The sequence below is a fragment of the Rhizobium leguminosarum bv. viciae USDA 2370 genome, from assembly GCF_002008365.1.
Classification (GTDB): Bacteria; Pseudomonadota; Alphaproteobacteria; order Rhizobiales; family Rhizobiaceae; genus Rhizobium; species Rhizobium leguminosarum.
Window position 1 is genome coordinate 124,750 of the sequence record NZ_MRDL01000032.1, and the last position, 12,872, is coordinate 137,621.

General features: G+C 59.2%; 12 protein-coding genes and 1 pseudogene. 6 read left to right on the forward strand and 7 right to left on the reverse strand.

What is annotated here, in order from left to right; translation table 11 throughout:
* Nucleotides 1-19: 19 nt before the first annotated feature.
* From BS629_RS14235 to BS629_RS14255, 5 genes and pseudogenes are all read right to left on the reverse strand, one after another.
* Entirely contained in the window at nucleotides 20-2,227 is a 2,208-nt protein-coding gene (locus BS629_RS14235) for a DUF3604 domain-containing protein (protein ID WP_018241570.1), read from the reverse strand.
* A gap of 46 nt (nucleotides 2,228-2,273) precedes the next feature.
* Nucleotides 2,274-2,492, reverse strand: a complete 219-nt coding sequence (locus BS629_RS14240) for a DUF1214 domain-containing protein (RefSeq protein ID WP_280806749.1) — start codon at nucleotides 2,490-2,492, stop codon at nucleotides 2,274-2,276.
* 981 nt (nucleotides 2,493-3,473) lie between these two features.
* Nucleotides 3,474-3,671, reverse strand: a pseudogene (locus tag BS629_RS14245) (hypothetical protein); the annotation flags it as partial.
* A 644-nt stretch (nucleotides 3,672-4,315) separates the two neighbouring features.
* Nucleotides 4,316-5,599 carry an O-acetylhomoserine aminocarboxypropyltransferase gene (locus BS629_RS14250; protein ID WP_017993606.1) on the reverse strand — a complete coding sequence of 428 codons (1,284 nt, stop codon included), beginning with the start codon at nucleotides 5,597-5,599 and terminating at the stop codon, nucleotides 4,316-4,318.
* A gap of 117 nt (nucleotides 5,600-5,716) precedes the next feature.
* Complete coding sequence (locus tag BS629_RS14255; RefSeq protein WP_018241567.1) at nucleotides 5,717-6,145, reverse strand: CoA-binding protein; 429 nt, start codon at nucleotides 6,143-6,145, stop codon at nucleotides 5,717-5,719.
* A 118-nt stretch (nucleotides 6,146-6,263) separates the two neighbouring features.
* Between BS629_RS14255 and BS629_RS14260 the strand changes: the two genes are divergently transcribed.
* Both BS629_RS14260 and BS629_RS14265 read left to right on the forward strand, forming a co-directional pair.
* Nucleotides 6,264-6,587, forward strand: a complete 324-nt coding sequence (locus BS629_RS14260; protein WP_018241566.1) for a hypothetical protein — start codon at nucleotides 6,264-6,266, stop codon at nucleotides 6,585-6,587.
* Nucleotides 6,588-7,063: 476 nt separating this feature from the next.
* Nucleotides 7,064-7,900, forward strand: coding sequence for an EamA family transporter (locus tag BS629_RS14265; RefSeq protein WP_026188358.1), 837 nt, complete (start codon nucleotides 7,064-7,066; stop codon nucleotides 7,898-7,900).
* Here BS629_RS14265 and BS629_RS14270 read toward each other — a convergent pair whose 3' ends face one another.
* Together BS629_RS14270 and BS629_RS14275 are read right to left on the reverse strand one after the other, a co-directional pair.
* Nucleotides 7,901-8,731 (reverse strand): enoyl-CoA hydratase, encoded by an 831-nt coding sequence (locus BS629_RS14270; RefSeq protein WP_026188357.1) that lies wholly within the window; start codon nucleotides 8,729-8,731, stop codon nucleotides 7,901-7,903.
* A gap of 93 nt (nucleotides 8,732-8,824) precedes the next feature.
* Nucleotides 8,825-9,055 (reverse strand): DUF1127 domain-containing protein, encoded by a 231-nt coding sequence (locus tag BS629_RS14275; RefSeq protein ID WP_018241563.1) that lies wholly within the window; start codon nucleotides 9,053-9,055, stop codon nucleotides 8,825-8,827.
* A 94-nt stretch (nucleotides 9,056-9,149) separates the two neighbouring features.
* On the opposite strand from BS629_RS14275, the gene BS629_RS14280 reads away from it, so the two are divergent.
* From BS629_RS14280 to cml, 4 genes are all read left to right on the forward strand, one after another.
* The gene (locus BS629_RS14280) at nucleotides 9,150-10,028 is read left to right on the forward strand and encodes a LysR family transcriptional regulator (RefSeq protein ID WP_032980260.1); all 879 of its coding nucleotides are present in this window, start codon (nucleotides 9,150-9,152) and stop codon (nucleotides 10,026-10,028) included.
* A 316-nt stretch (nucleotides 10,029-10,344) separates the two neighbouring features.
* A complete protein-coding gene (gene rplM, locus BS629_RS14285; protein WP_003558420.1) occupies nucleotides 10,345-10,809 on the forward strand; it encodes a 50S ribosomal protein L13 in 465 nt (154 codons plus the stop codon).
* Between the two features lies 1 nt (nucleotide 10,810).
* Nucleotides 10,811-11,278, forward strand: a complete 468-nt coding sequence (gene rpsI / locus BS629_RS14290) for a 30S ribosomal protein S9 (RefSeq protein WP_018241561.1) — start codon at nucleotides 10,811-10,813, stop codon at nucleotides 11,276-11,278.
* Between the two features lie 307 nt (nucleotides 11,279-11,585).
* Entirely contained in the window at nucleotides 11,586-12,773 is a 1,188-nt protein-coding gene (gene cml / locus BS629_RS14295) for a CmlA/FloR family chloramphenicol efflux MFS transporter (RefSeq protein WP_077988282.1), read from the forward strand.
* Nucleotides 12,774-12,872: the final 99 nt, after the last annotated feature.

The following is a 12,872-nucleotide window of genomic DNA, read 5'->3' on the forward strand; positions in this document are numbered from 1 at the left end:
CCACAGCGACTGCCTCCGTTTACTGAATGACGGCCTGGACTTCATAGTTGGCGTAGCCGAATTCATTGCTTCTGGCGGCCACGAATTTATCTCCCGATGTGTAGACGGTCAGCTCGAACGGGCTCCCGTCGATCTTGGTGATGATGTGGCCATTCTTGATCTCGTAGTCGGCCGTCGATCCAGAGGTGCTCGGATGCATGATCTGCAAGACGTCGTCCGCGCTCGGCGCGCCACCGTTCAACTCGGTGATGACGCGTTGTCCATGCTCCCCAAACAGAACATCGAAAGTCTTCCCGGTCACCCTGTTGCGAACTTTTGCCGTCTTGCCAACGACGAGTTTCTTCAGTCGATCATCTGTGAGCGCGACAGCTCCTGCCTTGGTCAGGTCTTCGACGGTTAGGCCGCGCTCCGCCTTGGCGACGGCAGCAGGCGTCGGCGTGTACCAGATCGGCGACGTCCACGCGCGCTCCTGAACCGTCGCGGCCACGCTGCTGGGCGGAAGTATGCCGAGCTTGGCGGCGTCATATGTGCTCCAGCGCGGTGTCGGAATTTGGAGAACACGCGAGTAGTAGAAGGCGTGCAGGCTGGGGTCGAACTCCGGGTCTGTCCATACGGCCTTCAGTTCCACCGCGCCGATGTCGTTGGTGTAGGTCGCCTTTGTGATATCGACCGTGCTTCCAATCGGTGGCAGTTTCCCGGTGACCGGATCGGGCTGGCGGTTTCCAGCCCAGGCGACGTCGAATATCTTTTCGAATATCTGTCCCTGTTTCGTCCAGCCCTTGACGATCTGGATGCGATCGAGATTGCCGTCGTCGGGGTCTTTCACCGCCGACACGATGAAGGAAGGAACCTTGTCGTCGGCGGCAGGAAGATCGCCGCCCATCGGCACACCGCTGGCATAGGCGGTCTTCGCCCAATCCGCATTGGCGAGAACACCCTTGTCATAATCCCAGCCGCCGAACATCCGTGCCTGGATGCGCACGCCGCTGGTGGCGTAGACCTCCTTGCGTTGCATGGCATTGAAGATGGAGTCGCGGGTGTTCTGTTCCGCCCAGACGACGGTCAGACCAGAGGTTCCTGTTTCGAGGACATTCATTCCCGACGCGACCGTACCCGCCAGTCGGGCGGCAGGGGTCGCGTCGATGAGGCCATGATCGCCGAAAAAGTTCGACTGCGAATAGGCCGTGACCGTGTTGTGCGAGTCCCCAGCACCGACCACCCCGAACTTGTAAGGGTTGTAGCCGCGGGTCGCTTGCAGGGCCAAACCGTTCTCGTAGGCTTCACGGGCATAGCTGCCGTGAATTTTAGCCGTACTGTTATCGATCCCGATCAGGTAGTTCATGATCTCGAAGTTGGCGAACTCGTCATTCGGCGAGAGATCGGGATGAGTTTCAGACGCACCCTTTACCTGCTTGAGTTCCGTCAACGGCTCGTTGGTCATTCGTTGTTGCGCCCAGGCGGCGTCGAGCGGATTGCCCTTGCTGTCGACATCGGTGGGAAACATGATGCCGTTCGACAGGTTCGCATTGTGGGAGATGGCCAGCACCTCGTTTCCGGCCTTTCGCTGACCGTCCATCCAGGTCCAGAGGTCTTCCGGATGGTCTGACTCGAGAGCCGAGAACGGCGCGGGCGGCACCTTCGCACAGTCCTTGAAGAAAACGTTGCGATGCATGTTCTGGTTATTGGGCATTGATGTCCACTCGTACGAGCAGAATGCAGTGAACTGGCCCGGTTTGTTGTACTTGTCAGCGATGGCGACGTTCTGCTTCCAAATAGAACCAGTAAGTTCCGGGTTCACCAGCTCGGAGAGCGGCTTGCCGCTGGCTATGCTGTCCGCCAGAAACGAGAAAATCTTCGTGGCAGGATTATCTTTGGTCACCTTCAACTTCGCCGCGATCGGCAGTTTGCTGACCGGAGACGTGGGATCGTTAGCAAGCCTGATGACGCCGACATATTCCGAGTGATCGGTCACACCCTGAAAATCGAGGGGCGTCTTGATCTTAACGTCGAACCCGGCCGGATGCTTGATGGTCTGGCCCATCGAGTACTGGTAGGCCTCTTCCGGTCCGGTAACCGTGTTGCCGATGATGTAAGCGTCCAATGACCAGCTCGTGTGCTGGTGGGTCTGCCCGAAGTATGCATGCCGCTCCTGCGCCGAAGCCGCTCCGACGCCCACCGTTAAAACCGTGGAAGATAACAAGAGAATTAGGAGATTCGACTTGCGCATTGCTTCGACCCTTCATGAGTTGAGGTTTGCAGTCGTCATTGGAAGTTCAGCGGACAAGCTCGATTTCGGTTGGACGCCATTCCTTCGTGAAGAAGGGTTCGAGCGGGCTGTAGAGCCGCAGGATCGTGAACCAGCCCTTGCCGGGAACCGTCTGCACCCAGTTGCCTCGCTTGACGTATTTCGGCTGATCGGGGCCGAAATAGATCGTGATAGAGCCATCCGCGGCTGCGAGTAACGAGACCGTTCTTCTAAGCGCCGTCATGATGTTCCCTCGGTTGCAGACCTATCATCCAGCGGCTCTGTCATGCTGACTCAGGACACGGAGCTACTCATCGTGACCGTGCATCGCGAATGCGCAAGTATGTAACGGTAACATACGGGGTAGTTGGTGGTACGGGACGCTATGTTCGAAGCCATTTCTTGGATGGCGGAACTTCGGGTAGGTAAGAACTTGAGTGGTGTAGGTACGTGGACGGCGGTCGACATCTGCAGCAAGTTACATCTGACGAAGGTAATGAAATCTGTGGTAGAAAGTCCCTCAAGAGCGCGTGAGGTGCAAGGCCGTGCAGAACGAATTGCCGCCAGGAGCCGCCGCTGCCTCGCCGCGTCCTGCTTCCAGTCCCGAAGAAATACGCGCTCAGCTCGACCGCATCGTCAGAAGTCCTGAATTCCCTCCATCGGGTCGAAGCGTCGCATTTTTCATCTATGTGATGGAGGAGGTCGCGCAGACCGTATCAACGGCTATTCCAGTGTTCAAACGCGGCGCGGGGTTCGCGCCCGGTTGTGCGCATCGAGGCCGGACGGCTGCGTCGGATACTGGAGCGATACTACCTCGTTGCAGGGTCAAAACGACCCGATCCTGATAGACATCCCGAAAGGCGGATATGCGCCGTCTATCCGCTGGCGTGATCTGGCTCCAGATGCTGTCGTGGTCATGTCTGAGGAAGACGCTGCGATGGCGACGGCAGGCCCTGGCCTCCGCCTGCCTGCCGTGCGACGGAGATGGCTGGCTCTCGCACCGGGAGCGGTCGTCATCGGAAGCAGCTACGCGCTGGCCCAGCAATCTATCTCGACGAGGGGCGTTTCAGGTTCAATACCAAGGCCGACGCTGCAACGCCGATCGAACGCAGCCTTAGAGCGGCGCGCCGAGCATAGGGTTCCTCATTTCAAACTGCTACTCGCCTGTCAGCGTAGCGTTGCCCGTGCGAGATCACGTCGTGGGCCTGCAAAGCATAGGCTACGATTGCTAAAGCTCGTCTGCCTGCGACACCGGAGACAATGGTCGACCATAGGGCTCGCGTGATGTCACCATAATCTGGTCGTTCACCAGTGGCCGGGCGAGCGTCTTCGCTTCCTTCCAGTGCGTACGAATCCAGACATCCGTTTCCTCCTTCGTTAGGAGCAGGACCGGCATTGCCTTCTGATGGATCGGCTTGACCACATCGGGCCGACAAGACACACCCTTGGCGCTGTTCGTGTCTACGAAAGACTGTTTTCTGGCGATTCGGACGACTGTGGCCATTTGACATTATATCTTGGTGGACGCTGCTACAGAGGACGAACCGTCGATAAAACTAAACTCGCTCCACAAACGGTAAGATTACTTCAGACACTCGAGCCCGTTCGTCTGTTTTGAAAACCAACAAGTGTAACCCTTGGCTGCCGTTTATAAGCGAATTGTCGGTCCGAGATCGACGTCTTCCATTCAGCAGGACCGCGAGGTCTTGAAAAAGCGATGACAGCCCTCGTGATGTCGGCACGGTAGCGCTCCCGTGCGTTTCGCACGAGACACACCGAGTTCTTTATTTTTCACGGCTCCTTTCGAGCGCTTTTGGAGACGACCCCGATAAGTGGCCCCTTTGTCGGCGCTTCTCCAGCGCAGATTTGCCACCTCGATCTCGGTGCAGGCGTTAACAAAACCGCCGTTGAGCACAACCAAAAAAAATTTCGCAAGGTCGATTTTTTGAAGATTCGGCCGCCGAAAACGCCCTGTTTTCAGGGGTTTCTCGGCGGCCGAATCATTGCAACCAGTTTAAAAAAGTTGTCAAAGGAACTGACGTACGTGTCAGAGGTATGTGACGAACCGCATCAGATCTTCGAGAGCGCCTGTTCAAGATCGGCGATGATGTCCTTGACGTCTTCGATGCCGACGGAAAGGCGTACCACGTCGGGGCCGGCGCCGGCAGCGATCCGCTGCTCGTCGGTCAACTGCCGGTGCGTCGTCGAGGCCGGATGGATGACGAGCGAACGGGTGTCGCCGATATTGGCAAGATGGGAAAAGAGCTCCAGCCCCTCGACCAGCGTCTTGCCCGCCTCATAGCCGCCCTTGACGCCAAAGGTGAAGACGGAGCCTGCGCCCTTCGGCGAGTAGCGCTGCTGCAAGGCATGGTTCGGGTCGTCGTCGAGACCGGCATAATTGACCCAGGCGATCTTGCTGTGCGCCTTCAGCCACTTCGCGACGGCGATCGCATTGTCGCTGTGGCGCTGCATCCTGAGCGGCAGCGTCTCGATGCCGGTCAGGATCAGGAAGGCGTTGAAGGGCGAGATCGCCGGCCCGAGATCGCGCAGGCCGAGCACGCGGGCAGCGATCGCAAAGGCGAAATTGCCGAAGGTCGCGTGCAGGACCATGCCGTTATATTCCGGCCGCGGGCTCGACAGCATCGGGTAATTGCCGGATTTCGACCAGTCGAAGGTGCCGCCGTCGACGATGAGGCCACCCATCGAGTTGCCGTGGCCGCCAAGAAACTTCGTCAGTGAATGCACGACGATGTCGGCGCCATGCTCGATCGGACGGATGAAATAGGGTGTCGCCATCGTATTGTCGACGATCAGCGGCAGGCCGTGGCGATGCGCGACGTCGGCGATGGCAGCGATATCGACGAAGGTGCCGCCGGGATTGGCCAGGCTCTCGATGAAGATGCCGCGCGTCTTGTCGTCGATCTGGCTTTCGAAGCTTGCCGGATCGGCGGCATCGGCCCAGCGCACCTGCCAGCCGAAATTCTCGAAGGCGTGGCCGAACTGGTTGATCGAGCCGCCGTAGAGCTGGCGGGCAGCGATGAAATTCTCGCCAGGACGCATGATATTGTGGAAGACGATCACCTGCGCCGCATGGCCGGAGGCGACGGCAAGGGCGGCCGTGCCGCCCTCGAGCGCTGCGACGCGCTCCTCGAGCACGGCCTGTGTCGGGTTCATGATGCGGGTGTAGATGTTGCCGAAAGCCTGCAGACCGAAGAGGGCGGCGGCATGATCGGAATCATTGAAGACGAAAGCGGTCGTCTGGTAGATCGGCGTTACCCGCGCGCCGGTCGCCGGGTCGGGCTGCGCGCCGGCGTGGATCGCCAACGTGTTGAATCCCGGATCATTCTTGGCCATGTCGTCCTCCCGTTATTGCTGACGGGAGGGATCATAGCCTCTCGCGAACGAAAGTTAATCGCGATCCGTTTCAACCCATGGGCGTTCCGTGGAAAATCCGTCTCCGCGAACCGCAACTCAGGCAATGAGACGAGGATATTCGATCGCGGGGCAGCGGTTCATCACCACCTTGATGCCGGCGGCCTCCGCCTTTGCCGCTGCCGCATCGTCGCGGACACCAAGTTGAGACCAGATGATCTTCGGCAGCGGCCTCAGCGCCAGCGCCTCCTCGACGACTCCGTCCAGATATTCGGAAGCGCGAAATACGTCGACCATGTCGATCGGCATGGGAACGTCGGCGAGCCGGGCATACACGGTACGGCCCTGGATCTGTTTGCCCGCCTGCCCCGGATTGACAGGAATGACCTCGTAGCCGCGCGACAACAGATAGCCCATGACGCCGTTGCTCGGCCGGGCCGGATTGGGTGAGGCGCCGGTCAGCGCGATGGTCTTTACCGAATGCAGAATTCCGGCCAGGTAATCATCCGTGTAGACGTCGTGATTCATATCCGTTTCTCCACTCCCGAAAGCCCTTCGCCACGGCGCGCAGTTTTTTTGCGTTTCCGTGAAACCGGCTGGGCATCTTTTCCGTATATATGAATGGATACTCCCTGAGGATGATTCGATGAAAAAAATCGCTCTTGCCCTCATGCTCGTGCTCGCCGCATCGCCGGCGCTGGCGATCTCGCGCTACAATCCGCTCACCATGAGCTGTGCCAGCGTGCGCGCCGCCATCCACAATCAGGGCGCCGTCATCTTCCGCTACCAATCTCCCCGTGGCTTGCCGCTCTACGATCGCTATGTCCGCAATAGCAATTATTGCGACGCGACCGACTATGCGGAATGGACGCATATCCCCTCAAAGGACAATCCGCGCTGCCAGGTCCTGAACTGCCAGAGCATGGACAACCTTGACGGGATGCTCTTCGTTCCGCATCATCAGCTTTGATGTTTTCAACGTCATGACAGCCGCCGAAACTGTACGTCTTTCGCGTTTGCGAAAGGTTTTGGCTCAATTGTGCGCTGCGATTTCTTGAAGATTGCACAATCGGAAGCTTCAATTTCCCCCTATGTCAAAGCTATAGAATAATATCTATATTTCAGCAGCATAGAATAATCGGCTCCCTCGCTCCTGTAGATATTTTCTCTTTTTGTTCGTGGTAATTCCGCTCTTTGTTCTTCCATCCATTAGAAACATCTCATAGTTGAAAGGATCGCGCGGATTGAACGCATGTCGCGCGCACGTAAAAATTGCTCCAATGCCCCGCCATTGTTCACATAGTGGAAGGATGCTATTCGACATATGAACGCATAAGCGACCGCAGCCGTACATTTTCGTGCAAATCCCAGTTGTCTTTTCAGGAATTTGAAACGCCGAAGGCGAGACGTATTCCGCTTCCTGTCATCCTTTCCGGATTTACTCCCTTGCCTCTCGACGTCATCCTGCTCGTTCTCTTCGGCGCACTGCTGCACGCGACATGGAACGCCATCGTCAAGGCGGGGAGTGATAAATCCCTGGATGCGGCGCTGATCTCTGCCGGCGGCGCTGTTTCGGCGTTGCCTTTCCTGGCGTTCCTGCCGTTGCCGCACGCCTCGGCCTGGCCGTTCATCGGCGCCTCTGCCATCCTGCAGTTCGCTTATTTCCAGTTGGTCGCCGCCGCCTACCGGGCCGGCGATATCGGTCTCGTCTATCCGCTGATGCGCGGCTGCGCACCGCTACTGATCGCCGCGACAAGCGGTTTCATCCTGAAGGAAAATCTTTCCAGCGGCGCCCTTGCCGGCACGATGACGATTTGCGCCGGCGTCCTCACGCTCGCTCTGGAGGCACGGCGCGGCAGCAGCCGCGCCGTCATGCTGTCGCTTGCCAATGCCTGTGTCATCGCCAGCTACACCTATGTCGACGGCATCGGCGCGCGTATCTCCGGCAATGCGGTTTCCTACACTTTGTGGATGTCGCTGCTGCCACCCGTCCTACTGTTTTCCTGGGCGGTTTCGCAACGCGGCACTGTCGCCGTCGTGCGTCACGTTCGTCGCAACTGGTGGCGCGGCCTCATCGGCGGCGCCGGCTCGATCGCCTCCTATGGGCTGGCACTCTGGGCGATGACGAAAGCCCCGGTCGCGACCGTCGCAGCGCTGCGGGAAACCGCGATCCTCTTTGCGCTGGTGATCTCGATCACCGTCTTCAAGGAAAAAGCCAGCATCTGGCGCTACGTCGCCGGCGTCGTCATCGCCATCGGCGGGCTGATTTTGAAACTGGCGTAGTCACTCGCCCTTCCAGTCCGGCTTGCGCTTGCCGAGGAAGGCACCGATCCCTTCCTGAGCATCCTGCGTCAGCATGTTCTGGACCATCACCCTGGCGGTATAATCATATGCCGCCTCCACTGGCAGTTCGAGCTGCCGGTTGAAGGCTTCCTTGCCAATCTTCAGCGTCAGCGGTGACTTGCTGGCGATCACAGCCGCATATTTGGAAACCACCTGCGCCAGATATTGCTTGGGCACGATACGGTTGACGAGGCCGAAATCCTTGGCAGTTGAGGCGTCGATCGTCTCGCCGGTCAGCAGCATCTCCATCGCCTGCTTGCGGTGCGCGGCACGGGAAACGGCCACCATCGGCGTCGAACAAAACAGGCCGATATTGACGCCCGGCGTGCAGAATGTCGAACTATCCGTGCAGATCGCCAGATCGCAGGAGGCAACGAGCTGGCAGCCCGCAGCCGTTGCAAGCCCGTCGATCTCGGCGATGACAGGCTTCGGCAGATGCGCGATCTTGAGCATCAGATCGGCAGCGAGCCGAAAAGTCTTTTCGAAGAAATCGGCACCCTGATCTTCATCGGCGCGATGGGTCGTGAGTTCCTTGAGATCATGCCCGGCGGAAAAGACGTTACCGGTCGAGGCGATGACGACGACGCGTACATCCGGCTCCGCCTCGGCCGTCTCCAGCTCGCCCATCAGCGCTTCGAGAAGTGCGATCGAAAACACATTCGCCGGTGGGTTGTTGAGCACCAACCGCAGCACGCCGTCGCGCAGCGAGCGGATCAACAATCCGCCCTCTTCCGCTCTGGCTGCGTCCGGGAAAGATACGATTTCGGCTATGATGCTGCTCCCTGCGCTCGATTCAGGCAGACGTTTTGCCACAAGGCGCCGGCAATTTCGAGCAGGATCCGCACCCCGCCTTGGCCGCTGAAGTCAGGACCAGAACCACGACTTCGATGTCTCGGCCCTCGCCTGCGCACGGGTCAGACCGACATCGCAAAGCTCGTCGTCGGTGAGTTCCGAAAGCGTGCGACGGCTGCGGCGCTTTTCGAGGTGATGTTCGACCGTCATCAGCAGCCGCCGGCTCCATCGCGCCATCCAGCGAATTCTCGACCGAACGATATCGCGAGGTGTTTCGAAGATCTCGCTCAATTCCAGAGCCATCGCTTCTTCCTTTCTTGAACGGGTGAAAGATGCGCTGGAAAATGCCGCGAGAGAAGCTTATTGATATTATAATATGCATAAGGATTTCTTTGGTATGCCTCTCAATCTTGATCAGCTTGCCACCTTCGTCAATGTTGCCGATCTCGGAAGCTTTACGGCTGCGGCCGACAAGGAAGGCCTGACGCAACCGGCCGTCAGCCTGCAGGTCAAGGGGCTCGAACAGCGGCTCGGCGTCCGGCTGATCGAGCGCGTCGGACGGCGAGCACAGCCGACCGCTGCAGGCCTCGACCTGCTCGCGCATGCAAGGCGGCTACTTCAGGAATCGGCCGCCGCGGAAGAAGCGATGGTGCCGTACAGAGATGGTGCGAGCGGCCGCGTGCGCATCGGCAGCGGCGGCACGGCGTCGATCCATCTGCTTCCTCGCGCCATTGCTGCCGCCAGAAAACGCATGCCCGGGCTCGAAATCACCGTGCGCATCGGCGATGCCGACGACATTCTGCACGAACTGGAAGCCAACAGCCTCGACATCGCCGTCGTTGCCCTGCCGGCATCGGGACGGAACTTCGAGATCGAACCGTTCTACGAAGAGGAATTGCTGGCCGTCGCCCCCGCCGGCAGCCTCATGCCCGAAGAGGGACCGGACGCCGCATTCATGCGCGACAGGACGCTGCTGCTCTATGAAGGCGGCAATACCAGGCGCGCAATCGACGCGTGGTTAGCCGCCCCGGATACCAGGATCCGACCTGCGATGGAGTTTGGCAGTATCGAGGCGATCAAGGAGCTGGTGGCTGTGGGACTTGGCTGGTCGATCCTGCCGGGGCTGGCGCTGAAGCGCGACCGCGCCGGCCTCGTGACGACATCATCGCTGAACCCGCGGCTGACGCGCCGCCTCGGCATGGTTCTACGCCGGGACAAACATCTGACACGCGGCCTTCGCGAAATGATGAAATGCCTGCGCGCGTTCAAAGGTTGAGAGCTGCTTTCGACCGTCGGACGTTACGTCAAACCGGCAGAGGCGACGCCAAAAACGTCCGGCGCAGCAGCCTGGGACCTCGACAAATATGAGGTATTATAATACCATATATCTAACTAATTGTTTTTGCTTTATTTTTTTTCCAAACCTCGGGAAAGTCGATATTGACCCCATGTCGTATTCCCTTTATACACCGCGCCAGAACGCAGCCTATCCGGGCTGCTTTCTTTTTGGCATGCCTCGAGCGTGCCAATCCAAGCAACAAGAAACGCCCTTCAAGCCTTCGGGCCAAGGGTCCCAAAAGAGAGTATTCACTATGGCAACCTTCTCCCAGAAGCCTGCAGAGGTGGAGAAGAAGTGGGTGATCATCGACGCCGAAGGGCTGGTCGTTGGCCGTCTCGCTTCCATCATCGCTATGCGCCTGCGCGGCAAGCACAAGGCAACCTTCACGCCTCACGTTGACGACGGCGACAACGTCATCGTCATCAATGCCGAAAAGGTCGTTTTCACCGGCAAGAAGTATTCCGACAAGGTCTACTACTGGCACACCGGTTATGCCGGCGGCATCAAGGAACGCAGCGCACGCCAGATCATCGAAGGCCGCTTCCCGGAGCGCGTCCTCGAAAAGGCCGTCGAACGCATGGTTCCGCGTGGCCCGCTCGGCCGTCGCCAGATGAAGAATCTGCGCGTTTACGCCGGCTCCAACCATCCCCATGAAGCCCAGCAGCCGGTCGCCCTCGACGTTGCCGCGCTCAACAAAAAGAACGTAAGGAGCGCCTGATATGGCTGACCTCTCCTCCCTGAAGGATCTCGGCACGGCTTCCGAAGCTGCTGCTCCGGCCCACGTCCGCAAGGTCGATTCGCTCGGCCGCTCCTACGCGACCGGCAAGCGCAAGAACGCCGTCGCCCGCGTCTGGGTCAAGCCGGGCTCCGGCAAGATCATCGTCAACGGCAAGGAATTCGCGGAATATTTCGCACGTCCGGTGCTGCAGATGATCCTGCGCCAGCCGATCGTCGCGGCTGCCCGTGACGGCCAGTTCGACATCATCGCAACCGTTGCCGGCGGCGGCCTCTCCGGCCAGGCCGGTGCCGTTCGCCATGGCGTGTCCAAGGCGCTCACCTACTTCGAACCGGGCCTGCGCGCGGTGCTGAAGAAGGGCGGCTTCCTGACCCGCGACAGCCGCGTCGTCGAACGCAAGAAGTACGGTAAGGCAAAGGCCCGCCGCTCGTTCCAGTTCTCCAAGCGTTAATCGCTTCGGACAGACAGGATTTACGAAGGCCGGGGCAACCCGGCCTTTTTGTTTTGCTCTGTTAAGCCAATTGGAAGCGTGCCGGCATGCCATTGTCGCATTCCGGTTCTGCTGGTAGAAACTTGGCAAAACGCTTCAGGAATAAGCGAGGCCACATTCAAGGGTCGAATCATGGGAATAACCAAGTCCGCAGACAAATAGGCCGCAACAACTTTGCCCTGTTGTTGCGGCGTCTGTCCGGCCAATCCCGATACTGATGAAGAGACAGATCGCCGCCGAATGAAATCATTTGAGCGGGTTCTTTCCCATGTCCTATCCCAAAATCCAGCCCTGGACCTATTCCCTGCCGGCAGCCTTGTTGCTGATGGCACCGTTCGACATCCTGGCTTCGCTTGCCGTGGATATCTATCTGCCGATCGTGCCTGTCATGCCGGAGGCGCTCGGTACATCGCCGGCCGTCATCCAACTGACCCTCAGCCTATACATGCTCGTGCTCGGCGCCGGGCAGATCGTCTTCGGGCCGATTTCCGATATTGTCGGACGACGGCCTGTCCTGCTCGGAGGCGCGGCACTCTTTGCCGCTTCATCCTTCCTGCTTGCCATCTCCTCGTCAGCACCAATCTTTGTAGTGTTGAGATTGGCGCAAGCCATCGGTGCGTCGGCGACACTGGTTGCAACTTTCGCAACAGTGCGCGACGTCTATGCCGGGCGTCCCGAAAGCAGCACGATTTATGGCCTTCTCGGCTCCATCCTCTCCTTCGTGCCTGCATTAGCTCCGATCGCCGGAGCCCTGATCGCCGATCGCTTCGGTTGGCGCGCCATCTTCCTCGTCATCGGCCTCCTTTCGGTTGCCGCCCTTTTCAATGCCGGCATGCGGTGGCATGAAACCCGCCCCGCCGCCACTGCAAAGATCGCTCTCCGCCCGATCCTTACAAGCTTACCCTTCTGGGTTTATACAGTGGGCTTCAGTACAGCGATGGGCGCCTTCTTCGTCTTCTTCTCGACAGCACCCCGCATCTTGATCGATAAAGCCGGATTCTCCGGCATCGCCTTCAGCTTCGTCTTTGCCACGGTGGCGCTGGTAATGATCGTGACGGCGCGTTTTGCCAAACACTTCGTCATGCGCTGGGGCATTGCAGGCAGCCTTGCCAGAGGCATGGCCGTGCTGCTTTCCGGCGCTATGCTGCTTATCTTCGGAGAGTTGTTTCTGCAGCCTTCCCTGGTCAGCTTCGTCGTGCCGATGTGGATCATCGCGATCGGCATCGTCCTTGCGACCGCGGTCACCGCCAACGGCGCGCTCGACGCCTTTGGCGACACGGCAGGAACGGCGGTCGCGCTTTATTGCTGCGTCGAGAGCATCATCGTCGGAGTTGCCGGAACTTTCTTCGTGCTTCTGCTCGGCGGCGACAGCGCCTGGCCGCTCGCGGCCTATGTCTGTGCGACCGCGCTGACGACGCTAGCTGGATTGTGGTGCCTGCCGGAGCCGGCCCGATAGGCAGACGAGCAAATGAAGGTCGCTCGACGATAACGAGCGGCCGTCGTCCGAACGATCGCTTGAAATCTGTACGCACCTCGCCTACCCCTTTCTGCGCGC